The 24,325-nt window shown below is 68.3% G+C and carries 29 protein-coding genes; 12 read left to right on the top strand and 17 right to left on the bottom strand.

Annotation, left to right across the window (positions count from 1 at the left end; all coding sequences use genetic code 11):
* Window positions 1-32: 32 nt before the first annotated feature.
* The 14 genes from AC3RX1_RS16570 to AC3RX1_RS16505 form a co-directional block, all read right to left on the bottom strand.
* Entirely contained in the window at window positions 33-1,052 is a 1,020-nt protein-coding gene (locus AC3RX1_RS16570) for a hypothetical protein (protein ID WP_292684370.1), read from the bottom strand.
* Window positions 1,046-1,660, bottom strand: a complete 615-nt coding sequence (locus AC3RX1_RS16565; RefSeq protein WP_491502311.1) for a hypothetical protein — start codon at window positions 1,658-1,660, stop codon at window positions 1,046-1,048. The genes AC3RX1_RS16570 and AC3RX1_RS16565 overlap by 7 nt, the downstream gene beginning before the upstream one ends.
* A gap of 12 nt (window positions 1,661-1,672) precedes the next feature.
* Window positions 1,673-2,095: a TadE/TadG family type IV pilus assembly protein gene (locus AC3RX1_RS16560; protein ID WP_491502310.1), complete on the bottom strand. Its 423-nt coding sequence runs from the start codon at window positions 2,093-2,095 to the stop codon at window positions 1,673-1,675.
* Between the two features lie 4 nt (window positions 2,096-2,099).
* Window positions 2,100-2,546: a TadE/TadG family type IV pilus assembly protein gene (locus AC3RX1_RS16555; RefSeq protein ID WP_491502309.1), complete on the bottom strand. Its 447-nt coding sequence runs from the start codon at window positions 2,544-2,546 to the stop codon at window positions 2,100-2,102.
* Window positions 2,543-2,875 (bottom strand): TadE family protein, encoded by a 333-nt coding sequence (locus AC3RX1_RS16550; RefSeq protein ID WP_231728714.1) that lies wholly within the window; start codon window positions 2,873-2,875, stop codon window positions 2,543-2,545. Before AC3RX1_RS16550 ends, AC3RX1_RS16555 begins: the two co-directional genes overlap by 4 nt.
* A gap of 88 nt (window positions 2,876-2,963) precedes the next feature.
* On the bottom strand, window positions 2,964-3,167 hold the full coding sequence (locus AC3RX1_RS16545; protein WP_061015154.1) for a hypothetical protein: 204 nt from the start codon (window positions 3,165-3,167) through the stop codon (window positions 2,964-2,966).
* 129 nt (window positions 3,168-3,296) lie between these two features.
* On the bottom strand, window positions 3,297-4,178 hold the full coding sequence (locus tag AC3RX1_RS16540; protein ID WP_061015153.1) for a type II secretion system F family protein: 882 nt from the start codon (window positions 4,176-4,178) through the stop codon (window positions 3,297-3,299).
* Window positions 4,175-5,041 carry a type II secretion system F family protein gene (locus tag AC3RX1_RS16535; protein ID WP_061015152.1) on the bottom strand — a complete coding sequence of 289 codons (867 nt, stop codon included), beginning with the start codon at window positions 5,039-5,041 and terminating at the stop codon, window positions 4,175-4,177. Before AC3RX1_RS16535 ends, AC3RX1_RS16540 begins: the two co-directional genes overlap by 4 nt.
* Window positions 5,038-6,660: a TadA family conjugal transfer-associated ATPase gene (locus tag AC3RX1_RS16530; RefSeq protein ID WP_259983354.1), complete on the bottom strand. Its 1,623-nt coding sequence runs from the start codon at window positions 6,658-6,660 to the stop codon at window positions 5,038-5,040. Before AC3RX1_RS16530 ends, AC3RX1_RS16535 begins: the two co-directional genes overlap by 4 nt.
* A 2-nt stretch (window positions 6,661-6,662) precedes the next feature.
* Window positions 6,663-7,457: a CpaE/TadZ family protein gene (locus tag AC3RX1_RS16525; RefSeq protein WP_061018428.1), complete on the bottom strand. Its 795-nt coding sequence runs from the start codon at window positions 7,455-7,457 to the stop codon at window positions 6,663-6,665.
* 8 nt (window positions 7,458-7,465) lie between these two features.
* Window positions 7,466-8,149, bottom strand: coding sequence for an SAF domain-containing protein (locus AC3RX1_RS16520; protein WP_061018426.1), 684 nt, complete (start codon window positions 8,147-8,149; stop codon window positions 7,466-7,468).
* A gap of 3 nt (window positions 8,150-8,152) precedes the next feature.
* Window positions 8,153-8,779 carry a hypothetical protein gene (locus AC3RX1_RS16515; RefSeq protein WP_061018424.1) on the bottom strand — a complete coding sequence of 209 codons (627 nt, stop codon included), beginning with the start codon at window positions 8,777-8,779 and terminating at the stop codon, window positions 8,153-8,155.
* A complete protein-coding gene (locus AC3RX1_RS16510) occupies window positions 8,779-9,441 on the bottom strand; it encodes a ParA family protein (protein WP_061018420.1) in 663 nt (220 codons plus the stop codon). The genes AC3RX1_RS16515 and AC3RX1_RS16510 overlap by 1 nt, the downstream gene beginning before the upstream one ends.
* A gap of 773 nt (window positions 9,442-10,214) precedes the next feature.
* On the bottom strand, window positions 10,215-10,985 hold the full coding sequence (locus AC3RX1_RS16505) for a hypothetical protein (RefSeq protein WP_061018417.1): 771 nt from the start codon (window positions 10,983-10,985) through the stop codon (window positions 10,215-10,217).
* A 295-nt stretch (window positions 10,986-11,280) separates the two neighbouring features.
* Here AC3RX1_RS16505 and AC3RX1_RS16500 point away from each other — a divergent pair, with 295 nt between their 5' ends.
* The 12 genes from AC3RX1_RS16500 to nrdH all read left to right on the top strand — a co-directional run bounded on the left by AC3RX1_RS16500 (window position 11,281) and on the right by nrdH (window position 23,190).
* On the top strand, window positions 11,281-11,511 hold the full coding sequence (locus AC3RX1_RS16500) for a hypothetical protein (protein WP_061018415.1): 231 nt from the start codon (window positions 11,281-11,283) through the stop codon (window positions 11,509-11,511).
* Window positions 11,511-12,488 carry a conjugal transfer protein gene (locus tag AC3RX1_RS16495; RefSeq protein ID WP_157543650.1) on the top strand — a complete coding sequence of 326 codons (978 nt, stop codon included), beginning with the start codon at window positions 11,511-11,513 and terminating at the stop codon, window positions 12,486-12,488. Before AC3RX1_RS16500 ends, AC3RX1_RS16495 begins: the two co-directional genes overlap by 1 nt.
* Before the next feature lie 30 nt (window positions 12,489-12,518).
* Window positions 12,519-12,794 carry a hypothetical protein gene (locus tag AC3RX1_RS16490; RefSeq protein WP_061018411.1) on the top strand — a complete coding sequence of 92 codons (276 nt, stop codon included), beginning with the start codon at window positions 12,519-12,521 and terminating at the stop codon, window positions 12,792-12,794.
* 69 nt (window positions 12,795-12,863) lie between these two features.
* Window positions 12,864-13,352 carry a hypothetical protein gene (locus AC3RX1_RS16485; protein WP_157543649.1) on the top strand — a complete coding sequence of 163 codons (489 nt, stop codon included), beginning with the start codon at window positions 12,864-12,866 and terminating at the stop codon, window positions 13,350-13,352.
* Window positions 13,353-13,363: 11 nt separating this feature from the next.
* Entirely contained in the window at window positions 13,364-15,883 is a 2,520-nt protein-coding gene (locus AC3RX1_RS16480) for an ATP-binding protein (protein ID WP_061018407.1), read from the top strand.
* On the top strand, window positions 15,880-17,850 hold the full coding sequence (locus AC3RX1_RS16475) for a hypothetical protein (RefSeq protein ID WP_061018404.1): 1,971 nt from the start codon (window positions 15,880-15,882) through the stop codon (window positions 17,848-17,850). Before AC3RX1_RS16480 ends, AC3RX1_RS16475 begins: the two co-directional genes overlap by 4 nt.
* Window positions 17,850-19,217 carry a M23 family metallopeptidase gene (locus AC3RX1_RS16470; RefSeq protein WP_061018402.1) on the top strand — a complete coding sequence of 456 codons (1,368 nt, stop codon included), beginning with the start codon at window positions 17,850-17,852 and terminating at the stop codon, window positions 19,215-19,217. The genes AC3RX1_RS16475 and AC3RX1_RS16470 overlap by 1 nt, the downstream gene beginning before the upstream one ends.
* 100 nt (window positions 19,218-19,317) lie before the next feature.
* Window positions 19,318-19,899 carry a hypothetical protein gene (locus tag AC3RX1_RS16465; protein ID WP_061018400.1) on the top strand — a complete coding sequence of 194 codons (582 nt, stop codon included), beginning with the start codon at window positions 19,318-19,320 and terminating at the stop codon, window positions 19,897-19,899.
* Between the two features lie 420 nt (window positions 19,900-20,319).
* Window positions 20,320-22,428: an FtsK/SpoIIIE domain-containing protein gene (locus AC3RX1_RS16460; protein WP_197429275.1), complete on the top strand. Its 2,109-nt coding sequence runs from the start codon at window positions 20,320-20,322 to the stop codon at window positions 22,426-22,428.
* Between the two features lie 15 nt (window positions 22,429-22,443).
* The gene (locus AC3RX1_RS16455; RefSeq protein WP_061018396.1) at window positions 22,444-22,635 is read left to right on the top strand and encodes a hypothetical protein; all 192 of its coding nucleotides are present in this window, start codon (window positions 22,444-22,446) and stop codon (window positions 22,633-22,635) included.
* Window positions 22,632-22,913: a hypothetical protein gene (locus tag AC3RX1_RS16450; RefSeq protein ID WP_061018394.1), complete on the top strand. Its 282-nt coding sequence runs from the start codon at window positions 22,632-22,634 to the stop codon at window positions 22,911-22,913. Before AC3RX1_RS16455 ends, AC3RX1_RS16450 begins: the two co-directional genes overlap by 4 nt.
* Before the next feature lie 43 nt (window positions 22,914-22,956).
* Entirely contained in the window at window positions 22,957-23,190 is a 234-nt protein-coding gene (gene nrdH / locus AC3RX1_RS16445) for a glutaredoxin-like protein NrdH (protein WP_061018392.1), read from the top strand.
* 49 nt (window positions 23,191-23,239) lie between these two features.
* Here the strand turns inward: nrdH and AC3RX1_RS16440 are convergent, their stop codons facing one another.
* The 3 genes from AC3RX1_RS16440 to AC3RX1_RS16430 are packed head-to-tail and all read right to left on the bottom strand — an operon-like array spanning window position 23,240 to window position 24,247.
* The gene (locus AC3RX1_RS16440; protein WP_061018390.1) at window positions 23,240-23,461 is read right to left on the bottom strand and encodes a hypothetical protein; all 222 of its coding nucleotides are present in this window, start codon (window positions 23,459-23,461) and stop codon (window positions 23,240-23,242) included.
* Window positions 23,462-23,468: 7 nt separating this feature from the next.
* Complete coding sequence (locus AC3RX1_RS16435) at window positions 23,469-23,693, bottom strand: hypothetical protein (RefSeq protein WP_061018388.1); 225 nt, start codon at window positions 23,691-23,693, stop codon at window positions 23,469-23,471.
* Window positions 23,690-24,247 (bottom strand): hypothetical protein, encoded by a 558-nt coding sequence (locus AC3RX1_RS16430; protein ID WP_061018386.1) that lies wholly within the window; start codon window positions 24,245-24,247, stop codon window positions 23,690-23,692. Before AC3RX1_RS16430 ends, AC3RX1_RS16435 begins: the two co-directional genes overlap by 4 nt.
* Window positions 24,248-24,325: the final 78 nt, after the last annotated feature.

The raw sequence follows: 24,325 nt of genomic DNA, 5'->3' as shown, positions 1-24,325 counted from the left end.
CCCACAGCTGGCGGTTCGCGGACATCTGGCTTTCACCCGCCGACGTTGACGGTCTGCAACTCGTTGATCTCGAGCGGGACCGAGCTCGAGGTCGTCAGGTTGATCGTGCCGGTGGGACCGGCGAGTGAGGTCCACTCCACAACCCACTGGCTCGTCGCGGTGACGGTGTAGCGATCGCCGCCCTGAGACTCCGAGGTCGTGCGGTAGCGGTAGCCGCAGGTCGGCGAATCAGTGACGCCGTAGCCGGTCGTGTACGCGGTGCCAGTGCCGCCGCAGACCTGCGATCCGCCGTCGCCCATGTCCCACCGAACGGAAGTCACGCGGGCGGTCGCGGTGATGGTCTGCCCGCCGAGGGTGGCCGTCTCGCTGTACGGTCCCCAGGTCAGCGGTTGCGGGTTCTCAACCCAGAGCCACACGGGTACGCCCAGGTAGGAGCGGCGGTGACCCCACGCGGGGTTGACCTCGGGCGCCATGCCGATGTCAATCCCGCGCAGCGCGAACGTCGAGATCAGCCGCTCGGCGGCGACGCCAGGGGGCAGAACCTGCAGGCCGGGCGGGACCGTCTCAGACCAGAAGTTGGTCTCTTGGCCGACACCAGGCGAACCGCCCGGCGTCGGGTTGAACATGATGCAGCCGTAGTAGCCGGCCTTGTCGGAGTACCCAGGGGGGCGCGTCGGCCAGACGCCGTCCTTCATGAACACGTAGCACTGCCGGGTATTCGACCAGTACGACGTCGAGCCACCGCAATCGATGATCGCGTAGAACCGCTGATAGCTGCCGCCGTCGAAGACGCGGATGTCGGCCTCGCTCCACCCCAGCTGCAGCAGGCCCGACTCCGAGTTCTCGTAGTAGCAAGTCGGCGCACCAGGCGTCCACCCGTTGCTGTCTGGGTTCGGCGCCGGGTCGGAGGGCACGTTGGAGATCGTGATGTAGCAGACGGCGAGATCGTTGCAGTAGACGCCGCCCGCAGCCTGAGCGGGGGCCGCAGCTACAACAGATCCAACCGCGATCATGAGTGCGGTGGCGAGGACCGCGAGCGTTCGCCTCAGCATGTGGTCCCCAGACTGATGCGGTCATTGACGAGCCACGTCTTCGTCTCGGCGTTGTAGATCACATGGAACTCGACCTCGTTGCGGGGGTTCGGGTTCTGCATTGCCGGCTTGCCATCGGCTGTCGTGATCTTGCGCTGAGAGCCATCGAGGCAACCCGGCACGATCACGAGTCCGTTGGCGATTCCCTCGTACTCCTGGCCGTAGCCGGTCGCGGGCTCGAAGATGAGAGACCCTTCGACGGTCGACTGCCCCTCGATGCTCTCGCCGTCCTCGTTCAGAATCGGTCCCTCGGCGATCCGGGTGGCGTCGTCCTGGAACTCGCGCAGGGCCTTCCCTGTGGCGACGGCTTCATACCGCTCGGGGTTCGCCCCGCCGGCCGCGCCGATCTCTGCCTGCGTCGCGAGCAGGAGGTCGATGGTCGCCTCGGCCTGGTCGATGGCTTCGTTCTCGTCGGCGGGTGCTTCGCCGGTGATCGCCGTAGCCGAGGGGGTGGGCGTGGGGGTCTCGCTCGCGCTGCCCGTGGGGTTGGGGGTGCCGGTGCCCGTGCAGGCGGTCAGCGTCAGTGCGGCAGCGATGATGCCGGCGAGGGCGAGGCGCTTGGTGCTCATGGGGGGCTGCTCCTATTGGGTGATGATCTCGGCGGTGGCGGTTGCCTCGGCGGGGAGGGTGGTGATGCCGATGATGGAAACGAACTTGGTGCTGTACGACGTTTCGACGCTAACGGTGATCCGGTCTCCGACGACGTTTACGGTGCCGGTCATGCCGGACGCTTCGATGTAGTCGGTCGCAGCGGTGCGTGCCCGGTTGTTGTCGAGGCTGATGCCGCCGTTAGAGACGACCTGCGCGGCGACGGCGTTGGCTGCGGCGCGGCTGGCGCCGGAGGCGATGGCTTGCGCGTTCTCGTTGGCCTGAATCTTCCCGGCGCCGTCGACGACGAGCCCGACGATGAGGACGAGCGCGGGAACGAACACCACGAAGAACGGCGTGATGGAGCCGCGCTCGTCGTCGCGGAGCTTGCGGAGCAGCCGGCGGATGGTGGTCACGGGGTCAGCCTCGCTCTCGGTAGGCGTCGACGGGTGAGGCGGCCGACGAGCTCATGGTCCGGCTTCCGGGGATGCCCGGGAGGGTGATGTCGGCGAGGCTCACGTCGCAGTTGACGGCGGCGGAGACGGTACCGGTCGTGCCGATCGCGGTGTTCAGGCCGCTGGCGTCGACGCTCACGGTGAGGGTCGTGCAGGTGATGCCGGACTGGCTCATCGCGCGGCGTGCAGCGTCCTCGGCGTTGGTGACCGCAGTGCTGGCGTCTCGGGAGAGCGATGCGGCTCGCGCGGCGGCGTAGGCGGCGCTCTGGGTCGCGTTGTCGGCGAGGGCGGTTCGGCCGCCGGCGACGAGGACGAGGATCAGCATCGCGATCACGGGCGCGATGATGACGATCTCGGCGGCGTTGGAGCCGCGCTCGTCGGCCACGAGGCGCTGGCGAAGGCGGGTGATCATGGCACCCACCTTTCGACGGGTCCGGTAATCGTCCTGGTGACGGCCGTGTTGACTCCGGGAAGCAGGCTGGGGGTGACTGCGGTGACTGTTGCAGTCACGTCGGTGGCGGTGCGGGTGACGTTCACCGTGACGTTAGTGAGCATTCCGCCGACTTGTTCGGCGGTGGCGGTGCCAGCAGTGATGCCATCCGCGGTGGTGGCGTCGTAGAGGCGGGCGGCCTCGTAAGCGTTGACAGCGGATGCGTGGACCAGGTTGGTGCCGTGATACCAGAGCCCTCCCTGCACGATCGCGAAGATCAGCAGTAGCAGCGCCGGCATGACGATGGCCATCTCCGCGGTCTCGAAGCCGCGCTCGTCTCGCCCCGCCCGCCGGAGCGGACGGAGGAGACGAGCGCGCGTCGAAGCCATGGTCAACAGATCAGTTACTGGGGAGGAGGTTGATCTGCCCCGTAACCCATGCGGTGATTAGTCCGATTGCGGTGCCCGCTAGAAGGACTGAGCCGACGACCAGGAAGATCTTTTCCGCGGTTTCGAGGCCCTCTTCGGGCTGCTCGCTGAGCTCGCGGTAGCGGCCCTTTGCGGCCTCCACGGCGAGGGTGATGCGCTCGGTGGTCTTGCTCATTTCTCTCTCTTTCCGGGGTTGGGTGGTGCGTGGACTGCGGTTTTGAGTTGGAAGTCAACTATGGGTGTGCGTCTTGGGGAGGCGTTACTTCATATAGGCCGCTCACCTGGCTGTTCGCGGACATGGCTCTTATGTCGCGAGGAGATTCAGGATCAGGGGGGTGATGATGATGCCCACGTAGACGAACAGGGTGGTCGCCAGAGGCATCTGCATCCGCTCGCTCGCGCTGTTCGCTTTCTCGTGCTCCTCGGCCAGGAGCTTGTGCCGGAGGGTCTTTCCCCTCGATCTGAGTGTCTCATATATCGATGCGCCCTCCTCCCCCGAAAGTCGGACGATCTTGGCGACGTCGGCGAGATCCGGCACGTCGATCTCGTCGGAGAGGGTGCGCAGTGCGTCCCAGGGAGCGACGCCGGCGTAGCGGGCTCGGGTGAGTTCCTGGCGGATGCGGACGAACACCCACGACCGTCCGACGTCGGCGGAGGTCTCGAGTGCGCGGGCGGCGGTGGCGCCGCGCTTGCGCTCTGCGGCGACGAGCTCGAGGTAGACGGCGACCGCTCGCGTGAACTCGGCGCGGGCGTCGTTGGCCTTGGAGCGGATGTCCTGGTCGACGCTGAACCACAGCCACACTGCAAGGGGCAGGCCCAGCAGCGCGGGGATGTAGAACGGCAGGAAGTTGAGGGCTTGAGCGAACAGGCCCAGCACGAGCGGGGACAGCAGTCCGACGAGGGCCAGGAGCACCTTGTCGTAGTAGTACTTGTCCAGCGGCATCCCAATCAGGCGCAGATCGGTGGTGGGCACCTTGAGCCAGGACCGTTCGGGAAGGTGCTCGGCGACCCACGATCCGATGCGGTGCTGCAGTGAGTCGTCACCGGGCTCGGCGGCGGCGATGGTGGTGTTTGTGAGCCGGTCGAGGGTCGCCGCCAGGTGAGGCTGACGCGGCATGAGCGCGCTGACGATGAGCGCGACGCCGGCGCCGAGGATCAGGCCGGGGATGAGTGCGAGCAGGTTCACAGCGCGTCCTCCTTCGCTTCGGGGGCCACGAGCAGCCGGGGTGCTGGCTTGCCCATGCTGATCGAACGCATCCACACCAGCAGGAGGCCGAATAGCCCGACCCAGATGACCAGCAGGATCTGCCCCAGCGGGGTGCCGTAGGCAGCGGTGTAGCTGCCGAGGAATGGCAGCACCGCCAGGACAACGAGGGTGGCGATCGCGACGATGCGGACCTGCGTGCGCGGCTTGGCGCGGTCGGTTTCGATCTGCCGGCGCACCTTCACTTCCTCGAAAATGATCTCCGCGAGGTCGTCGAGGGCTTCGGCGAGGCCGGCGCCGCGGGCCTGCTCTTTGAGCAGCAGGTGCATCACGATCAGGTCGGCGGTCGGGTCGTCGAGGTCGCGGGCGAACGCCTCGAGCGCTTCACGGGTGGGCCAGCGTGCGTTGAGGCGGGCCACGAGCGAGCCGACCTGCGGCTTGATCGCCTCGGGGGCGGATGCGAGGGAAGCCATCAGCGTCTGTTCGAGGCCCGCGCCGGCGACGGTGAGGCCGGAGAGGCTGCGCGTCCAGGTCTCGAGGGCTTCGAGGCGGGCGATCTTCTGCGGGGCGTCGCCCTTGCCGAGGAAGAGCGGGAGGGTCGCGCCGGCGACGGTGGCGATGGGCACCAGGATGAGCCAGCCGGAGTAGATGAACAGCAGCACGCCGGCGCCCAGACCGATCGCGGCCCACAGCTGCTGCTGCCGGCTGAACAGCGGCGTGGTGCGCCTCGAGCGCACCGGCTTGGCCGTGCCGGGCTCGGGCGCCTGGTAGGCGAGCCCGAACACGACCAGGACGCCGCCGGCGGCGGCGATGAGGATGGCGATCAGGATGCCGGCTGTGTTCATGCGCTGGCCTCCCCGGCGTAGGGCGTGAGCTCGGATTCCTTGAACCCGACCTCGGCGAGCTTGTCGAGCAGTTCGCGCGAGGGCAGCTGGCCGAGCTCGAGCGTCTGGGTCGCCTTGTCGAAGGTGAAGATCTTGCTGAGGGTGGGGCGGGCCACACCGTAGCTGTCCTCGCCGGGCTGGATCTCGCAGATCGCGGTGATCACGCGCCGGGCCTTGCCGGTCTCGTGGTCGCGGATCTTCGCCATCTGCACGATGAGGTCGATGTTCTGCGCGATCTGGCGGTAGCAGTAGGCGGGTGTCGCGTTGGAGCCGTCCTTCATCATGAGGGTCACCATGCGCTCGATTGCGTCCTCGGGGCTCTGGGAGTGGAGGGTGCTCATCGAGCCGACGCCCGACTGCATCGCCTGCAGCATCGCGTTGATCTCGGAGCCGCGGACCTCACCGACGATGAGCCGGTCGGTGGTGTGCCGCAGCGAGTCCTCGAGTCCGCGGATCAGCGGGAACTCGCCGGCCCGCTCCCCCGCCGCGCCCGGTTCGCCTTCGCCGGGACGGTACTCGAAGGCGATGACGAGGGGGTGCTTGACGGGGTTCTTGTGCAGGTAGAGCTCGCGCTCCATCTCGATCGTCGCCAGCTTCTCGTCCGGCGGGATGCAGTCGGCCAACGCACGCAGCAGCGTCGTCTTTCCCGATGACTGGAAGCCATTGGTGACGAGGCTCAGGCCGGCGCGGACCGAGGCCTCAAGGAACCGCGCCGCGAGCCGGGTCATGGTGTGCGTGGCCACCAGGTCGTCGAGGGAGATGTCGACGTGACGGTGGATACGGATGGTCACCGAGGGGCGCTCGGCAACCGGTCGCGCGAGCGCAGCCAGACGGGCGCCGCCGGGCAGGTCAAGGTGCAGCGAGGGGCGGGAGGAGTTGAACGACCGTGCGCCCTCGCCGCGGCGGGTGGCGATGAAGTTGATCTCCCGCTCGAGCTCGTCGTCGTTCTGCGAGACCGGGTGGGGGTACTTCTGCCGGTTGCCGCCGGCGAAGGTCAGCCAGACGTTGTCGTAGCCGACGATGTCGATGTTCTCGACGCCCTCGATGTCGACGAGCGGCTGCAGCCGGCCGAGCCGGAACATGGCATCGAAGACGGCCTGTGCGACGTCTTCCTGCAGGTCGAGGCTCCACGGCTCCTGCCCGTGCCTGGTGAGGTCGTCGACTCGAGCGCGGATGAGCTCGGCGGTGTGCTGCCGGGCCATCGCCTCGCGTCTCTTATCGGTGAGGGTGGGGTTCGCTTGTCCTGCGTCGGCGAGGATCGTCGACACTGCGTCGCGGATCTCCGAGACCGCGTCCCAGGGGATGCGCCCCTGATCCTCGAACATCGCGGCCGCGCTGCGGCGGGTAGCGGCCGCGCGGGTCGGTGTCACGGGGGGCGGGACTGCGCCGGCGACGGCGGGTGCGAACGGGTCGAGGGTGCCGGCTGCTGCCGGGGGTGCCGGTTCGGTCGCGGGCTGTTCGGTGCGAGTGGTCGCGCGCAGCAGGTGGCTGGCTGCGGGGTTCGCCTGCCGAGGCTGGCCGGGCGCGAACAGGGGCAGGGTGGAGAGGTCTGCGGGGTCCGGGGTGGGGTTCTTGGCCATGGTCAGTCCTGTGCGGTGGGCGTGTAGCGGCGGCCGGCGAGGTCACCGTCAAGGGTGGTGATGATCTCCGACAGCGCCTTGGTGTAGGGCGAGCGCTTTGACGGGGCTGCGGCTCCGTGCGAGTAGTGCGCGGCGGTGGCGGGGTCCCAGGGCAGCGCTCCGATGAACGGCAGGCCGGTCTTGGAGGAGATCTCGTGGGCGCTGTAGCCCTGGCCTCGCAGCGGGCTGGTGGTGATCGTGAGCCCGAGATAGTCGCGGTGGCCGGATGCCTCGAGCGTGGAGCCGAATGCGCCCGAGCTCGCGTACAGGGCGTGGATGTCGGGGAGCGTGTTCCCGGTGACTACGAGCACCGCGTCCGCGGCGGCGATCAAGGGGCTGCGGGGGTCTCCGGGGGCGAACCGTCCGGCGTCGACGATGATGTCCAGGTCGGGAGCGGCGGCGGTGCGCGGCAGCTGCTCGAGTGCGCGCAGCAGGTTCGCCCAGAACGCGCTCGTGGTTCCACGCGCCCCGCCGAGGTCGTTGAATCCGGGGATGACGTAGCGGCCCTCGCCGAGGCTGATGGTCTGCGCGAAGAGGGTCTCCCCGTCCATCCCGCCGCGGAGGTTGGCGATCGCGGCCTCGGTGAGGCTCTGAACGTGCTGGTACTGACCGCGCAGATAGCCGGAGAGGATGTGGCTGGTCTTGGCGATGTCAGCCTCGAGCAGGAGAGCCGGACGCGGCCAGTTGAGCGTGAGGGCGGTTGCCAGGGTGGAGATTCCCGGCGCACCTGATGTGCTGGTGAGGTAGACGATCGACATGGGGGGGGTTACTCCCCCACGCCGTCGAGGACGATGGAGACGCGCTGGGTAGCAGCGCGCGCCGCGATGGATGCGGCTTCGCGCTCGGGGACCACGACGTCGACGATCCAGGTCTGGTTGGCCTCGTCGTAGGTGGTGGTGAACACCGTGGCGTCGAAGGTCTGCGGGTCGGATGTCGGCGGTTCGCCCTGCGCGACCGGGGTGTCGACCAGGCGGACGGCGTCTCCGGCGGCGAGACGGTAGGAGGGCAGCTGGCTCGCGTTCAAGGCGATGCCGACGATCGAGGAGCCTTCCGGGACCGGCAGCGTGTCGATGATGTTGCTGGTGGTGAGCAGCGACCCGGCGGGCAGGTCGACTGCTGCGACCTGCCCGACGATGTCGGATGCTTCCGACGCGGGGATCGCGTCGACGTTCTGACCGCCGGCGATCGAGATCGTCGTGAGGTCGTTCTGGGTGATCGCTTCACCGCGCTGGACGGCGTCGCTGATGGTCAGGACCGAGACGGTGCGTGACGTGGTGGTGGTGACGTACCAGGTGGCCAACGCGCCGATGAGGACGATGGTGATGCCGAGGGCGATCATCCACACGCGGCGACGAGACTTGGTCGGCTGCCCGACCGCGGCGGGTCGGGTCGCAGCCTTCTCGGTGTTCCGGGCTCGCTTGCTGGTCTTCTCAGGGGCGGTTGTCGTCATGGGTTAGCTCTTCTCGATGGTGGGCAGGTAGGCCTCGTAGGCCACGGTGATGAGGAAGTTGCGGCTGGGGGCGCCGACCTCGGCGGTGACGCGGTCGAGGATGTTCCGGTTGGTGTCGCTCATCTTCACGGTGTGCTTGACACGGGCCTCCCCCGACGCCTTGGGCGCGGTGGGGTTGGGGCGGGCGAACAGGACCGTGCGCTCGGCCTTGCGGCTGGCAGCGGCGGTTGCTTCGGCGATGAGTTCAGGCAGGCGCTCATACGTCGTCTCGATCGCGTCGAGAAGGACGTTGTGATGGCTCCAACGGGTGGTAGCCATGTACGCCTGCAGCCGCTCGTTGAGCTCCTCGGTCAGGTGCACCGGGACGCCCTTGGAGGCGGTCTCGCGATCGCTCTCGCCGTCCGCCGCCGTCGCGGTGCGGCGGGGACCGCGCGTCTTGCGGGCCGGGGTGCTGGACTCCTCTGCGGCGGGAGGCGGCGTCGCCTTTTCGATTGCCGTAGCCGGCGCCGGTTCAGTCTGCACGGGTGGGGTCGGTGCGGCTGCGGGCGCAGGCGCCGCCTGCTCCCCCACGGTCGGCACTGGTGTGTCAGCGTCCTTGCCGACCAGTGATCCAAGGCTCTTGCGTGCCATCAGTTCGCTCCCTTCATGGCGGGCGTGGCCTCTAGTGCGGCCTGCAGTTCGCGGGCGACGGTGGTGAAGTCGAAGATCGCGTTCTGCGTGGCGCGGGTGTCGCTGTACTGAGTGACGACCTTCCCGTCCAGCGGGCCGTCCGCGATGCTCTTGCTTGCCCGGATGTACCCCTCGAACCGGGGCATCTTGAGGCCGTCATCCACGAGCTCCTGCCAGTCCTCGAGTTGGCCGAACACTCGTCGGTCGATCTTGTTCAGCAGCACCCGGTAGTCGAGGCCGCGCGGTGCGATGTGCTGGGCGACAGTGCGACGGAGCGCCGGCACGACCAGGGGCTCGGGGTTCAGCGGGAGGATGACGAAGTCCGCCACGTCGAGAACGGCGGACAGGACAGCGGTGTTGTCGAGGCTGCCTGGGGTGTCGATCAGTACGTAGTCGTAGTCGTCGGCGTTGCGGATCAGCGAGAGGTTGGTTGGGTCGACGTCAGCGGTGAAGTCGAAAGGCAACTCCTCCCCCGCGTTCTCTGCCCACCAGGTCGTGGACTCCTGCGGGTCGACGTCGACCACGAGGACGCGGCTACCGCGCGTCAGGCATGCCGCCAGGTTCATGACGTTGGTCGTCTTACCGACCCCGCCCTTCTGTCCGGCGATCGCGATGACCTTCATCCGTCCCTCCCGTTCCTCATAAGCGCCGATGTGGCGGTGACCCTGCGACGACGTGGCGCAGTTGCCACGCTCGACTGTAAGCACATGTGCTGATCCATGGCGGCAGTCTAGCGATAGACCCCCGATATAACTGCGGACTACACCCGCAATAACGGCGCAATACTGCGGGCGCATCGATTCGCGACAGAGCGCGGTATCGGCGCAGTATGGGCGGGAAGCGAGCGGAGGTACGGCGGCACATCGCCGGAACTATTACCGGACAGTGGCGCGGATGCGGCGGAACCTATGCGGCAGAGTGCCGCATGAAAGGTGCTATACTGAGCGCAATACCCGCGCAATACATGCGCTCAATGTAGCCACAATATTGCGTGCGATATTGCGACCGATATTGCGAGAATCGGGCAGATGCCGTGCGGTGATCGAGCGCGGTGCATGCGGTGATCATCCGCCAGACCCCCGTGTCGTATTGCGCCAGTGGAGCGAACGATCGAGCGGAGGGTGTTGCACCGATGAGCCTATCGACGTGCAGCGATGTTGCGGCCCAGGGGAGAGCCGCCAGGTGGAGCAAGGGACGGATGCGGCGGGAGACCGGAGAGGGGGGATTGGTCGATGAGCGGGCGGCTGTGGGGGGAAGGCGATCACGATCATGCCCCCAGCAGGCCGTCAGAGCCATTCTGAGCGTCGAACGGCCCTGCGCTCGGGTGTGAGGGCATCGCCGGACGTGACAAAGCCCCTGGGGGCCATCCAGGGGCTTTGTCGGCGAAAGGGGTGTGTCAGCTGCGGCGAGGGGCGTAGGACATCCGCTCCTGCACGTCACCGCACACCGCGGTCATGAGCTTGGTGCGGATGCGATGCACCCGGCGGTTGAGGGTGTCGCGGCTGATGCCGAGCTCGTCGGCTGCCTGCTGGCGCTCTTCGCCCGGGTTGCCTTCGGCGAGCTCGATCCGGGCGAGCAGGCGGACCTCGTCGGCCGTCAGAGTGCCGTTGTCGATGGCCCAGGTGAACAGGGTGACGAGGTCGCGCAGAGGGTCGTCGGTCTCGGTGTCGGCGTCCGCGTTCACGAGGTGCTCCAGGGTCTCGTCGTCGACCGCGAGCTCGATGTCGGGCGTAGCCCCGAAGCCTCGCTCGAGGAGCTTGATGCACTCGAGTCGGATGTTGCCGGCGACCGAGCTCGTGCGGTGCAGCGGGTAGGTGCGAATGACCTCCCACAGTGCGCCGATCGTCGTCGCGGTGGCGTCGGTGGGGGAGTTGCGCCAGATGGCGCGGACGCTGCTGCAGGTGCGTGCCAGGCGGAACGCCAGGGGCAGGAAGGACTTGAGGATCACCTTGCCGGCGACGACGTCTCCGCCGTGCTCGAGCTCGAGCAGCTGGCTGAGGATCTGGTCGCGGGCCTCGGCCGGCTGGGGCCGGCGGATGAGCTCGATCGCCTCATCGCCGGCGAGCTCCCCGAGGGCGCCGTAGTCGTGGCGCAAGGTCGCGAGCGTGCTGTTCCACTCATTCAGTAGTGCCCGCTCGAGGGTGGTGGCTGCGTTGTAGACGTGCATGGAAATGGCCCCTTCGTCGCTACGTCGGTTGACGGCGGCCACGTTCCTCAGCACCCCAGGGTCAACGTCTGGATAAGGGCGCACGCCATCTGCGCGCGCAAGCGCGTACTGGCAGAAATGCGCCTGGATCAGATCTACAAAACCCAGATCAGCGGCGCGATAAGGCAAGGGGCACAAGGGCGCAATATTCCTGCAAGAAATCTCGTCGTCCGGTGTCCGCGAAGGGCCAGAAGGGGGGCCTATATGACGTAGAGCCCCCGGTGCGGGGGAGTGAAGACGACGACGAGAAGGGAACGTGGCCGTGGCGGATGACAACCTCAGCGACCCGACCTGGGACAGCTTCAAGCCCGACGCCGCGCGCGCCATCCGTGCGACTCAGGGATTCGAGGATGCGGTAGCTCGGACCCTGGATCGCCCGTTCGACACGAGCACCTACGGGGGTGTCGAAGCGGCACTCGCGGAACTGCGCGAAGCCGCGCCGGCAGCGATGCGGGTGGCCGGCATTCAGCTCAGCGGGGGTGTGTGATGACTCTGCGCAAGCCGAAGGAAGCGAAGCCGGCAAAGGGGTCGAAGACGACGCCGGCGAAGGGTAGCGAGTGGACGGCCGGACGCGGGTTCGGTCAGAAGGCCGTCACCGGTGCGCTGATCGTCGCGGTCGCGTGCGGCCCGCTCGCGCTGGTCAACGCGGCCATCAACGGGCAGCCTCGCCAGGCGGTCGCTCAGGTCGCCGTCGACGCCCCGCTGACCGCCCAGGAGCAGTCGGCAGGGGAGTACGGTGCAGCGTTCGTCGCGGCATGGCTGGGAGCTTCGCGCGAGGACGAAGGCACCCTCGCCACGTACATCAACCCGGCCGCTGTCGGGCAGCTGTCGGCCACCGCATGGAAGTACCGCGACCTCGCCGTGGTGTCGGTGGAGAAGACGGATGAGTCGGATCTGGTGAGCGTGGTCGTCGCCGCCAACGTCGAGGAGTTCGACATGGAGAGCGAGAGCGGCGCCACCGTCTGGCCGCGCCGCTACTTCGCCGTCACCGCCCGCGTCACGGACGCAGGCCTGTCGGTGGTGGGTCTGCCCGCTCCGATTGCTGCGCCGGCGAAGGAAGACAGCGCCGTGCGCCTGGCGTATGGCCAGACGGTGCTGCAGACCTCGAGCGCTCGGCAGACGGTCGAGGCGTTCCTCTCCGCCTACCTGGCTGGCTCCGGCGAGATCAGCCGTTACGTCTCGCCCGGCTCGGAGATCTCCGCGATCACCCCGGCGCCGTACATGACCATCACGGTCACCGACGTCAAGAGCGACGTCGAGCCGAGTGACACCCCCAGCACGGGATCGGTGGTGCACGTCCTCGCGACAGCCGAGGTCTTGAGCGCCAGCGACCAGCGGCTGACCACGACCTACGCCCTCACGCTCACCGCGCGCGACGGGCGTTGGGAGACGACATCCGTCGATCTCGCCCCACTGGAAAGCGCCGCGCCCGGCGCCGACCCCACACCCAACCCGTCTCGATAGCCCGGGACGCACCGAAAGGACAGCACTGCAATGGCACTCTCCGAATACCTCAACAACCTCTTCTCGACGTGGACCGGCGTCGTGCAGGCGTTCGCGCTGCTCGCCTCGATCGTCCTGGTCATCGTCGTGGCGATCGTCACCCGCCTGGCCTGGGGCAAGCTCCTGGTCACGTCGCTGGTGGCCGGCTTCGTCATCTGGGCGGTGACGATGAACGGTCTTGGCTGGTTCTCGCAGACCATCAACAACGAGACCAACGCCGCCCCCGCCGCCATCACCGACGTCGTCGGTCACGACCTGGCTGCCTGACTCGTGGCCAACGAGGAGATCGCCCGCTTCTACACGCGGTCGCGCCGATTCCCGAAGATGATCGGTCGGATGACCGATGGGTCTCGCATCCCGGGTGGGCCGTACACGCTCACCCAGGTCGGCTTCGGCGGCGTGGCTCTCATGGGTCTGCTCGCGACGCGAACGCTGTGGAGCACGGGAGCGACTCTCCTCGATCTGGCTATCACGGTCGGTGTCGCCTGGGGCGTGACCTGGCTCGTCGGACTTATCCCGATGACGCGCCGCAACCTCGTCCTCGCCTTCGTCGGCGCGGTCGCGGCGATGTTCAAGCCGCACGGGGGGAGGTATCAGGCCCGCCCGATCCGCCTAGCGCGTCCGCACCAGGCGATCGGGTCGACCCGGATGCCGCCCCCCGTGGCGGACCACCAGGGCGCCGAGCTCGAGGATGCCGCCCCCGAGCAGCCTCCGGCAGTGCCCGAGCGCCGTCCTGAGCGCCCCGCCCCCGCGCCTGCAGCCAAGCCTCGCGCCGCGGTCAGCGCCGTCGAGCGTCTGCTGCAGCAGTCCAAGAACACGAACTAGGAGCACGTCTCATGCGCATTCCCGCCGCCTCTTTCGCCGGACACCTGATGTGGACCCGCACCGGCACGATCTGGGCCACCTGGCGCCTGCAGGGCCTCCCGCACGGGTACGGCACCGACGAGCTCCGTCAGCTGGTGCTCGGTCAGCACCAGGCGCTGTTCCAGTCGCTCCGGGGAGAGGCGCTGCTGATCGGGCTGTGCGCCACGAGCGACCCCGTTGACATCGTCGACAAGATGCTCGCGGGAGTCGACATCCGCCAGCATCCCGAATGGGCCGAGGAATGCGCCCTCACTCTCGACTCCCTCGAGGAGATCGCACTGGGGGAGCGCGCCTACTGGCTCTCCATCCCCCTGTCTGCCGGCAACTGGCGCACCCGATCGCAGGCCGCCTGGCGCGCCGGCCTCGAGCAGTTCCGCGAGCAGCTGGCCCTTCCTCGGACCACACCGGCCGAATCCGAGATCGCCGCGGCCATGGCCGCTGCCCAGGAGATCGAGAACCGTATCCCCGCCGACTTCTACGCCCGCCCCGCCACCGTCGCGGAATACGTCTGGATGGCACTGCACTCTCAGCACCGCGGCCTGGACATCGACGGCTCCGTCCCCGAGGCCGGCGACGTCGGCATCGCGGAAGTGCCCGCCACCCAGCTGCCTACCGCGATGCCGAACCCCTGGATCGACGAGGGCGGCCAGTCCGACCTCTCCCCGGCCGAGCTCAAGCGGTTCCTGCCGTTCAACCGCCGCTACCTCAAGGTGCAGAGCCCGCACGCCGACGCCCCCAGCTACCAGATCATGCAGGCCGTCGTGGGAGGCCCGAAGGGCGGATGGCTGATGCCCGGCGTCGAGTGGATCTCCCGCGTCGAGCAGTACGAGCTCGACGTCGACTGGGCGATCCGGCTGACCGTCACCAGCGCCGACGCGGTCAAGCGCCGCAACAAGCGCGCCGAGGAGCAGCTGCTGGATCAGGTCGACCAGCAGTCCGGCACCCTCGCGATCACCGGCAGCGGGTCAGATCTCGCGCAGGTCGCTGAGACCCTCGCGGCGTACCACGCCTCTCTCAACGCCAGCGACAAGGAGGTCGAGGTCCAAGCGACCGTGATCTACGCGGTCGGCGGCCCCGATCCCGCCACGGCGCAGGCTCGCGCCCGCTACATCGCCGCCGACTACAAGGCCTCCGACTTCCTCCTGGAAGCGCCCCTCGGCGGCCAGGAAGAGCTCTGGTGGGCGATGCAGCCGGGTGTACCGACCTCCCGCATCGTGCGCGACCTGTCCCAGATCACCACCGGCCGCGAGTTCGCGTCCGGCCTGCCCGTCGTCAGCAGCGCCCTCGGCGATGACCGCGGCATCCGTCTCGGCGACAACATCACCACCGGACGGCACACCCCGATCCTCGTCGACCTGTTCGGCAACATCCAGGCGGACTCCTCCGGCAGCTTCGGAGTGGTCGCCGAGCTCGGCGCCGGCAAGAGCGTCCTGCTCAAGAGCGTCGCCGGTGACGTGCTCGATCGCGGCGGGCTGATCGTGGCGCTGGACCGCACCGTGGCCCGCGAGTACGCCACGTTCGCCGAGTCGCTGCCAGGAACCTCCACCCGCGTCATCGACATGCTCGAGCCGCAGTGGTCTCTGGACCCGCTGCGGGTGCTCGGCCCGCGCAAGGGCGCCCGCATGGTGCAGTCGCTGTTCTCGCTGATGCTCGGCATCCAGACCATGGACACCCGCGGCGTGCAGCTGTCGGGGCTGCTCGAGGCGGAGTACATGGAGACGCACCGGATCACCAGCCTCGGTGCGCTCATCGAGCACCTGCGCCAGCTGGGGCAGCAGAACGCGGTGGCGGCGGAACTGCTCGGCCTGATCCGCGTCGTGGCCACCAAGGACTTCGGCGCCGTTCTCTTCGACGAGTCCCTGCCCCCGCTGGATCTCAAGGCCGTCGACGCGGTCGTGTTCACCACTCACGGGCTGAGCCTGCCCGACCGCGCCGAGGTCGAGAACGAGCACCTGTTCAAGCAGATGCCCATTGAGAAGATCGTCGGCCGAGCCATGTACGCGATGCTCGCCCAGCTGACCCGCGAGGTGTGTTTCATGGACCGCCACCGCTTCGCGTTGGCGATCTTCGACGAGACCCACCACATCAGCGCCTCCCGCGACGGCCAGGCCGAACTGCAGACGTTCTTCCGCGACGGCCGCAAGCACGCCGCCGCGGCCGCGGTCGGCTCCCACGACCCGCACGACTTCGGCGACGAGGTCACCCGAGGCCTGATCCCCATCCGGTTCGTCATGCGCCAGCGCGACGAGACCCTCGCCAAGCGCGCCGTCGACTGGCTGGGCCTGCCCGTCTCGCCCGAGCTCGTCCGTGAGGTCATGACCAACCTGAGCCCCATCGGACCCGACCGGAAGGTGCCGATCGAGCGCCGCGGTGAGGGGATCATGCGCGACGTCCGCGGCCGCTACGGCAAGTTCCGCAAGACGCTGCCCGCCCGCCCCGACCGTCGTCAGGCGGTGCTGTCCACTCCCTCCGCCCCCGTGGAGATCTCATGATCACGTTCTACGTTGACGCCTTCCGCTCGATGGGCGGGTGGGCCTGGCGCGCCCGGGTCTGGGCGCACCGGCACCCCCGGTGGGCGAGAACCATCGCCACCATCGGGCTCATCGGGTACTTCACCTTCATCCAGGGCCAGACCGCGCACGCGGTGAGCTTCCTCCCGGACGGCGTCGACTACATCGACAGCCACGGCAACCCGTTCTCCCAGTACGGGGTGATCGACATCAACGCCGGCGACGTGTGGACGCCGGGCACGGTCGTCGTCAACTTCATCGTGCAGCTGCTGTGGTCGATGCAGTACTTCGCGACCGGCGTGATCCTCTGGCTGTTCGACTTCCTCCTCAGCTTCGAGTGGGTCGCGTGGCTGGCCACCCCGTTCAACGCCCTCGCGGTGTGGATGCAGGAGCAGCTGGGCACGGTCAACTGGATTCCCTTCGCGCTGATGATCAGCGCCCTGGTGGGAGGCATCGCCCTCTACGTCGGGCGCGTGTCCGGCGGGCTCTGGGAAATGCTCGTCTCCGCCGTCCTGGCCGTCCTGGCTGTGGGCGTGCTCGCCAACCCGGTCGCCACACTCACCGCCACCGGCGGTGTTCTGGATAACGCGCAGGAGTTCGGCAGCCAGTTGGCCAACTCGATCGTCGTAGATCCAGACGCGCAGAGCAGCGACGGGACGCTTGCGACCGCGGTCAACGCCACGCTGATGGACATCTTCGTGCGCATTCCGTACCAGGTGATCTCCTACGCCCAGGTGCTGCCCGACAACTGCCAGGGCATCTTCGACACCTTCATCCAGTCCGGCGAGCCGCAGTCGGCGCTGCGAGACTGCGCCCCCGAGGCGGCGAGGTTCGCGCACGACAACCCCGGCGGCATGAACATCCTCAACGCCATGGTCGCCGGCGGCGGGGTCTCCGTCATGTTCGTGTTCGGGATGGTGATCGCGGCGCTGCTGATGGTGTCGGTGGTGTTCTTCCTGGTCGCCGCGGTCAAGTCGATGCTGCTGGTGTACCTGTGCATCCTCCCGGTCAACCGCGAGCCGCTGTGGAAGGCGATCTCCGACACCTACATGGGCGCGATCAGCCTCGCGGTGATGACCGTCGTGATGGCGCTGTACCTCAAGCTGACGACCTGGATCATGGGGCAGACCGGCTTCCTCCCGCACCAGCTGCGGATGGTTCTTCTGATCATCTTCCTGATCATCGTCATCGTCCTGGTGTGGCGGGCACGTCGGGCCACCCTGCGCGCCGGGCGCGGTGTCGCGGGCCACCTGAACAAGCTCGGCCTGGGCATGAAGCCCGGCCCGAAGGACTCCAACGCCCTGCTCAAGATGAGCGCTATCGCCAGCATGGCCAACACCGCGAAGGATCTGATCAAGCGCCGTCCGGCCAAGCCGAGCGCCGCGGCGCTGCCGGAGAAGCCCGCTGCACCGGAGCCCGAGCCCGTGACCCTCACCCAGGTCCGCGACCCCGGCCCTCAGGGCGGCGCAGGAGGCGGCAGAGGCCCCTCCGGCACCCGCGGACCCTCGGTCGGTCCTGGCGCGGCTCGTAAGGCCCTCGGCGCGGCGTCCACAGCGACCTCCGTCGCGAAGGGTGCCGCTACCGTCGCGAAGGGAGCAGCCAGCGGCGGAGTCGCCGGCGCGGCCGCAGCCGGCGCTGTGGTCGTCGGCAAGAGCGTCGCCCGGAAGACCGCGAACAAGGCCACGTCGGCCGTCACCAACGCCGCCGCACGCCGGGTGGCGCCTCAGGTGGTCGACGCCGGCGAGCTCAAGGTCGTGAAGGTCGCCGAAACCCGCGCCAGCCGCATCGAGGTCGACGCGCAGGGGGTGGCCACCGCGCACCGCAAGTCCGCGACCGGGGTGCAGGACATCTCCTCGCTGCCGCCCCGCCCGGCGCAGCGGCCCTCTGCCCGTGCGCTCGAGCGGCGCCGCCAGCTTGAGGCCTACCGTCCCCGGGAGCTCACGCGCTGATGACGGATCTGACAGTGGACGAGGACGAGGCTCGGTCGCCGTGGAAGCGGATCGTCGCGATCCTCTGCGTCGTCGGCCTGATCTTCGCCATGGTCGTCGGTGGGCTCCTCGCGGTGTTCATGGGCGTCATCGCCTCGTCCGCCGGCGCAGTGGGATCGGATGGCGGCGGGTGCGTCCCCGCGTCGACGGCCTCCTCGGCGTCGTGGGGCGATGCGACGTCGACGCGACCGACCCCGCCGGCGTCGTCGAGCTCGAAGCCGCCCGCTTCGTCGACGGGGTGGGGGAGCTCGTCGACGAGCGAGACGGCGCCGGCGGCCGCGGCCGCGCCGCAGTCGATCGAGATCCCCAATGGCCGCGGCGGCAAGATCACGCTGAACGAGAAGCAGATCGCGATCGCCACCCGCATCATCACGGTCGGGCGTGACCTCGGCGTCTCCGACAAGGGTCTCAAGATCGCTCTGATGACGGCGTTGCAGGAATCCGTGCTGCGCATGTACGCGAACTCCTCCGTCCCCGAGTCGCTCAACTACCCCCACGACGCGGTCGGCAGCGACCACGACAGCGTCAACCCGTTCCAGCAGCGCGTGTCGGGGTGGGGGACCGTCGCGGAGCTCATGAACCTCGACTACTCCATCAAGGCGTTCTTCGGCGGCCCCACCGGCCCCAACGGGGGCTCCCCGCGCGGCCTGCTCGACATCAACGGCTGGGAGAGCATGGAGCCCGGCGTCGCGGCTCAGAGGGTTCAGGTCAGCGCCTTCCCCGATGCCTACGACAAGTGGGAGCCCGCGGCCGAGCAGCTGATTGCCACCCTGGGCGAAGGCATCATCGGCGGCGGCTGCAGCGGCAGCATCGACGGCGAGATCCAGCTGCCCCTGCGCTCCGACTACAACATGACCAGCGGCTACGGACCTCGCGCCGCCGGCGTCCCCGGCGCCTCCACCTGGCACGCCGCGATCGACCTGCAGCGGTGGCCCAACCCCTGCGGCGACCCGGTCTACGCGATCCTGCCTGGCAAGGTCGTCCTCTCAAGCGCCCTGTGGCTGTCGATCGAGCACGCAGACGGCTACGTGGTCTCCTACCTGCACATGTACAAGTCGCAGCGCCTGGTCGACGTCGGCGACACCGTCGAAGCCGGCCAGCAGATCGGCGTCGTGGGCAACGTCCCGCCCTCCGGCGGCTGCCACCTTGATCTGCGGATCAACGTCGCCAACAACACCAACCCCGAGGTCGCGAAGCTCATCCTGTCCCAGAACGACACTCGCCTGCCGCGACCGGCGACGCTCCCCGAGCACCAGAACTTCGTCAACCCGGAGGACTTCTTCGAGCTCTGGGGCGTCGAGCTCTGCCCGGTCGGCTCCTGCCAGTAGCACGGGCAGCTGAGGCCCTGACGTCTGGATAAGCGGCGGGTAGGCTACCGATTACCCGAACACCCGCGGGCTCAGCCCGCCATTTTCCAGACGGTGATGTGTGACCGATCGAGACGCCCCCCACGTCGACGATCAGGCAGTATCCGGTCCCGCTGCGCGCACCACAGCAACCGGATACCGATCTGTTTCGTACTACCTGCCGGCAGCGCTGCATGCGCGACTCAAGGCCGCCTGGTGGGCGACTCGCGAGTGCCCGGACGGAGCGCCGACGCTCTCGGCCCTGGTGGAGGGGATCTTCCTCGAGTACGTCACGGCGGCTGAGCTCGAGCACAACGGCGGCCGACCGTTCCCGTCTGCGCCTCGGGGCGCGCAGGGGCCGAGGAGTATTGCTTCGGAGGGGCACCGGCTCGTGGCGTACTACCTTCCCGCGGACCTGCACGCACGACTCAAGGCCACCTGGTGGGTGCTGCGCGATGCTCGCACGCCGGCGCTGTCATCGGTGGTCGAGGCGCTGTTTATCGCCGCGGCCGCGATGCTCGAGCAGCGGCACAACAACGGCGCCCCGTTCCCGCCGGCACCAGAGTCCGCGCGTGGCGTGAGCCGGGCCGCAGCAGTGCGTCAGGGGGAGTGGATGCGGCGCGAGTGGGAGAACCGTCGCGGCGAGAGCTCCGCTCAGGGCTGAGCGCCGCCCGACCGCCGACAGCTGCAGTCCGGCCCGCGCGTGAACGTTATGCGGGGGATGTGCGGCCCGGGTCGCCGCCGAGAGAGTGCAGCTGATGCGGTGATGCTGCGGGGATATTGCGGGCTGGATATTTCTTACGGCGGTGGGGGGTTTGCCCCGCTCCGCTTCCGACTTCGCTTCAGCTACGCGGGGCAAGCCTACCACTGTTGTCAAGCGCCAAGGTGGCGACGATATTGCGCTGATGTGCGGGAAAGTGCTGCGGCACTACGCCCGCAATACCTCTCGCCACATCGAGCGCGGCGGGTTCCCGGGTCGCTCGAAGCTGCCAGATCCAGATCCTCGTGTCCGCGAAGAGGGGTTCGCGGGGCCTATATGACGCAGAGGGCCGCGATCGGCGCGGCCCGGTTCAGGAGGCATCCGATGGCGACTCGACTTGCTCGCCCGCCGGCCCGTCCGTCGTCGGCGCCGGTCGCCCCATTGGGAGTGCTGCCGCGTCGGCAGGTGACGGGGATCTTCCCCGCACTGGTGGTGCTGGCGGCCGCGGTGGTGTTGACCGGAGTGAACATGCAGGCCCGCTTCACCGACGCGATCGCGTGGGTGTGGGTTGCAGCTGTGGTGATCGCGGCCGTGTCGGTCGCGTCCGGCATCCGTACCTACCAGAAGCAGAGCCGGCTCGATCCGGGCATCGAGGCGGTGCTGCCGTCGCTGGGCGCGCAGCGTCCGTCGCGCGACCTGGTCCGTGCGGTGAAGTGGACCCGCGGCTGGGTCGGCGTCCCTCGCAAGGTGACGATCCGATACGCCTCCCACGTCGACGACCGTGATGTGCGGTTCGTCGACCAGATCGTCACATCGTTCTCGCGCCGCATCGGCGAGGAGTACCGCGTGCTCAAGCACGTCCCCCGCCGCTGCCTCCTCGTGCTCGAGCTCGCGCCGCCCACCACGCCGGTCTCTCGAGAGCAGCAGCGGGCCGAGCAGGTCGCGAAGCTGCTGCTGGGGGAGAGCGCCAAGGTCGAGGTCACCACCGACCCCGAATCCAACGACGTCCGCAAGATGAAGGTCAAGCACGACATGGGGCCGCGGCTGGCGATCCCGGCGCGACGAATGCAGATCGAGAAGGTGATCTCCTCGATGCTGCCGGGGCGTTGGCGGGCGCATTGGGATCTCGAGGGCGATGAGGTCACCTTCGAGATCCGTCCCCCGATGCCCGACATGGTGCTGCACGAGCCGGCGCCGTCGACGAAGCAGCTGACGCACGCCGAGTACAAGGCGTTCAAGATCCCGATCGGCGTCGACGAGGACGGGTCGGTGCAGACATGGCAGCCCTCGGTCTCCCCGCACATGCTCGTCATCGGTGGAACGGGCTCGGGCAAGACGTCGTTCCAGCACACGGTGCTCACCCACCTGGCGCAGGCCCGCTGGCGGGTGTGGGTGCTGGACGGGAAGCGGATCGAGTTCGCGGGGTTCCGCACCTGGCCGAACGTCGAGCTCGTCGCGGCCCGCGTCGAGCACCAGGTGCGGATGCTGCACGCAGCGCACGAGCTCATGGAGCAGCGTTACACCCAACTCGAGGAGGGCACCGCCCGCCTCGAGGACTTCGAGCCGCTCGCACTGATCATCGACGAGTACGCGACGTTCAAGGCTCGCGTGCAGCGTTGGTACAAGACGGTGAAGCCGAAGGGGGCGCCCACTCAGGCGCCGGTGCTCGAGCTCCTGTCGGATCTGGCCCGTCTGGCGCGAAGCGCGAAGATCCACATGCTGCTGGGCATCCAGCGCCCCGACGTCGAGTTCCTCGGCGGTGAAATGCGCGACAACTTCGGAGCCCGACTCTCCCTCGGCCGGCTCTCCCCGCAGGGCGCGATGATGATGTGGGACTCTCCGGCGATCGGCGTCGCGCTGCCTCGCAACAAGCGCGGCCGCGGCGTCACCCTCAGCGCCGAGTCGCTTCCGGTGGAAGTGCAGACCTTCTACACGCCCGACCCGGCCAAGCTCGACAAGTCCGACGCGCAGGACTGGGAGCACCTGCGCACGCTCACCCCGCTCGAGACTGATCACCCTCGCAAGACCATCGCCGAACCGTCTGCGCTCATCGACGGCGACGAGGAGCTCCCGCCGACCTACAACGACTGGGCGACCACCCGCATCACCCTCTTCGACGGCGTCGAGCCGCCGGCGGTGGAGACTCCCAAGGCCCTGCCCAGCAACGTCGTCGCGCTCGGCGCACGCAAGGCCGGCAATGTCCGGTTCGAGCCCGAGCCGTTGGACGTCGACGACGAACCCGCCGCGGCCGCCGATGACGACGAAGGCTACGGGGAGATCTCCGAGGGCCTGGCCGGCGACCTCGCGGTCGGCGACCTGGTGCTGTCCGATTCCACCCTCGGGATCTGGGTGGTCGTGGAGTCCGTGGAGCCGGACATCGTCGACGAGGACGCGATGGCGATCGAGTACCGCGAGCTCGACACCGGCGACGAGGGCCTGATGACCGTGTCGGACAACGAAGTGCTCACCTACCGGCGCCCCGCCGCCGCGTGAACGAAAGGAGCAGTGATGCAGAGCACTCAGAACCGGGCCGAGCTCGCGCACGAGCAGGCCTTCGCGTTCGCACTCACCCAGGGTGCTGCGCGCGAACGTGCGGAGGAGTTCGCCGGTGAGTACGTCAACGTGCTCGAGGACCGCGCCGGCGAGATCCGCTACCCGGACGCGCCGGCGCCCACGCCCGAGGAGGTGTGGATCTCATGACGCAGTCTGTGGCCGAGAACGAGGACGACCTGCTGACGCTGATGTTCATGCTCTGCGGAGGCATGGCGACCGGGATGTTCTCGTTCGGTGTGCTGCTCCACCCGGTGCGCGACTGGATGCTGCAGTACCACCTGCTCGCGAACGGCACCGAGGTCGTCATTCCGTTCATCGACGGCATCGGGTTCGGATGGCCGCAGATCGTCGTGGCCAGCGGCTTGATCGCCGCCCTGGTGGCCACCGTCGTCTGGCTGCGCCGCCGCGCCCGCGAGCGTGTCTGACCCGATCCACAAACTACGAGACCAAGAGAGGAGGATGAGTCACATGGCTGTCACGGTGTACACGAAGCCGTCGTGCGTCCAGTGCACGGCGACCTATCGCGCGCTGGATTCCAAGGGGATCGATTACGACGTTCTCGATCTGTCGGAAGATCCCGCCGCGCTCGAGCAGGTGAAGTCGCTCGGCTACCTGCAGGCGCCGGTTGTGATCACGGATCAGGATCACTGGTCCGGGTTCCGGCCGGACAAGATCGACGAGCTCGCCGCACGCCTGGTGTGAGCGAGCAAGTGACTGAGGGGCGTCCCGGATGGGGCGCCCCTCAGTCGTGTCAGGTCTGCTGCCGGGTGGCGTAGAGCCGAAGCAGCGCGTCGCGCAGATGGGTGTTGCGCTCGAGCGATCGCCGCAGCGCTTCCGCATCCGCGGGTCGTGGGTCGGGGCCTGCGCGCACGACGCCGGCGGAGATCGCCCACCGTGCGAGCTCGTCGAGTTCGACGTCGACGGTTGCGGTGGCGATCGCCTGCTGGGTCCAGGTGACCTTGTAGGCCGACATGGTGGCCTCAGCTGCTGCGGAAGAAGTCGATCACGCTGATCACGAGCGCCCACAGCAGCACGATCGCGGCCGCGGTCAGCAGGATCTTGCCCATGTGCGGCGCGAGGAGGATGCCGAGCCAGCCGGCGCCGACCGCGAGGCCGATCGTGAGCAGACCGATGATCATCCGGCGCAGCCGGGTGAGGATCTCGTCGGGGATGTCCGCGTGCTTGCGCGGAGTCGCGAGGCTCATCGGTCACCCACGTCCAGGGCCTTCGCGGCCGCGGCCACGGTCAGCGAGGATCGGAATCCGATCTCGCGCGTCCACTCGTCGACGGCGCGGCTGAGTCCGACGTACTCCACGACGCCGGGCTCCTGCGTGGATGCCTCGCGGGGATGGAAGTACAGGCGAGCCTCGATGCTCTGCTCGAGGCGGCTCAGCTGCCGGTTCGCTTCGGAGTCGTCCCACCCGGCGTGATGGCAGGAGACCTCCTCCATGTACAGCCGGCACCGCTCGATCTGCAGGATCTGCTCGGTGTCGATGCGGTCGCCCAGGAACTCCGCGACGGGACGCCACTCGTAGCGGGGCGCTGGAACGCTGCAGCGGTTGGCGAAGCTGACGCTGGCGTAGTTCTCGTCCCACAGCTGCTGACCGAGACGGTCGGCGTCGGCGAGAACTGCGGCGGGGGAGCGGCCCGAGGCGACGATCGGCACCCGGGCGGGAGACTGCGTGATGTCGGTGCTGCTGATCAGGATCGCTGTGACCAACAGGTCAACGACGTCCTGGGGGACGGGGAGCGCGCGCATGGCAACTACCTCCTAGTAAAGTTGTGTATCTGACCTACATAACAATATTTGGAAGCGGTCCAGTCGTCAAGGGGGAGA

It is taken from the genome of Microbacterium altimontanum (genome assembly GCF_058349865.2).
This window is presented reverse-complemented; position numbering and strand designations above follow the sequence as displayed.

Coding starts and splice junctions, on each gene's coding strand:
- AC3RX1_RS16475 (WP_061018404.1), top strand. CDS start 15,880: ATGATCACGTTCTACGTTGACGCCTTCCGCTCGATGGGCGGGTGGGCC.
- AC3RX1_RS16460 (WP_197429275.1), top strand. CDS start 20,320: ATGGCGACTCGACTTGCTCGCCCGCCGGCCCGTCCGTCGTCGGCGCCG.
- AC3RX1_RS16485 (WP_157543649.1), top strand. CDS start 12,864: ATGACCGATGGGTCTCGCATCCCGGGTGGGCCGTACACGCTCACCCAG.
- AC3RX1_RS16545 (WP_061015154.1), bottom strand. CDS start 3,167: ATGAGCAAGACCACCGAGCGCATCACCCTCGCCGTGGAGGCCGCAAAG.
- AC3RX1_RS16510 (WP_061018420.1), bottom strand. CDS start 9,441: ATGAAGGTCATCGCGATCGCCGGACAGAAGGGCGGGGTCGGTAAGACG.
- AC3RX1_RS16555 (WP_491502309.1), bottom strand. CDS start 2,546: ATGATCACCCGCCTTCGCCAGCGCCTCGTGGCCGACGAGCGCGGCTCC.
- AC3RX1_RS16550 (WP_231728714.1), bottom strand. CDS start 2,875: ATGGCCATCGTCATGCCGGCGCTGCTACTGCTGATCTTCGCGATCGTG.
- AC3RX1_RS16490 (WP_061018411.1), top strand. CDS start 12,519: ATGGCACTCTCCGAATACCTCAACAACCTCTTCTCGACGTGGACCGGC.
- AC3RX1_RS16525 (WP_061018428.1), bottom strand. CDS start 7,457: ATGTCGATCGTCTACCTCACCAGCACATCAGGTGCGCCGGGAATCTCC.
- AC3RX1_RS16515 (WP_061018424.1), bottom strand. CDS start 8,779: ATGGCACGCAAGAGCCTTGGATCACTGGTCGGCAAGGACGCTGACACA.
- AC3RX1_RS16440 (WP_061018390.1), bottom strand. CDS start 23,461: ATGTCGGCCTACAAGGTCACCTGGACCCAGCAGGCGATCGCCACCGCA.
- AC3RX1_RS16450 (WP_061018394.1), top strand. CDS start 22,632: ATGACGCAGTCTGTGGCCGAGAACGAGGACGACCTGCTGACGCTGATG.
- nrdH (WP_061018392.1), top strand. CDS start 22,957: ATGGCTGTCACGGTGTACACGAAGCCGTCGTGCGTCCAGTGCACGGCG.
- AC3RX1_RS16470 (WP_061018402.1), top strand. CDS start 17,850: ATGACGGATCTGACAGTGGACGAGGACGAGGCTCGGTCGCCGTGGAAG.
- AC3RX1_RS16565 (WP_491502311.1), bottom strand. CDS start 1,660: ATGAGCACCAAGCGCCTCGCCCTCGCCGGCATCATCGCTGCCGCACTG.
- AC3RX1_RS16520 (WP_061018426.1), bottom strand. CDS start 8,149: ATGACGACAACCGCCCCTGAGAAGACCAGCAAGCGAGCCCGGAACACC.
- AC3RX1_RS16570 (WP_292684370.1), bottom strand. CDS start 1,052: ATGCTGAGGCGAACGCTCGCGGTCCTCGCCACCGCACTCATGATCGCG.
- AC3RX1_RS16495 (WP_157543650.1), top strand. CDS start 11,511: ATGACTCTGCGCAAGCCGAAGGAAGCGAAGCCGGCAAAGGGGTCGAAG.
- AC3RX1_RS16505 (WP_061018417.1), bottom strand. CDS start 10,985: ATGCACGTCTACAACGCAGCCACCACCCTCGAGCGGGCACTACTGAAT.
- AC3RX1_RS16480 (WP_061018407.1), top strand. CDS start 13,364: ATGCGCATTCCCGCCGCCTCTTTCGCCGGACACCTGATGTGGACCCGC.
- AC3RX1_RS16535 (WP_061015152.1), bottom strand. CDS start 5,041: ATGAACACAGCCGGCATCCTGATCGCCATCCTCATCGCCGCCGCCGGC.
- AC3RX1_RS16430 (WP_061018386.1), bottom strand. CDS start 24,247: ATGCGCGCGCTCCCCGTCCCCCAGGACGTCGTTGACCTGTTGGTCACA.
- AC3RX1_RS16455 (WP_061018396.1), top strand. CDS start 22,444: ATGCAGAGCACTCAGAACCGGGCCGAGCTCGCGCACGAGCAGGCCTTC.
- AC3RX1_RS16530 (WP_259983354.1), bottom strand. CDS start 6,660: ATGGCCAAGAACCCCACCCCGGACCCCGCAGACCTCTCCACCCTGCCC.
- AC3RX1_RS16435 (WP_061018388.1), bottom strand. CDS start 23,693: ATGAGCCTCGCGACTCCGCGCAAGCACGCGGACATCCCCGACGAGATC.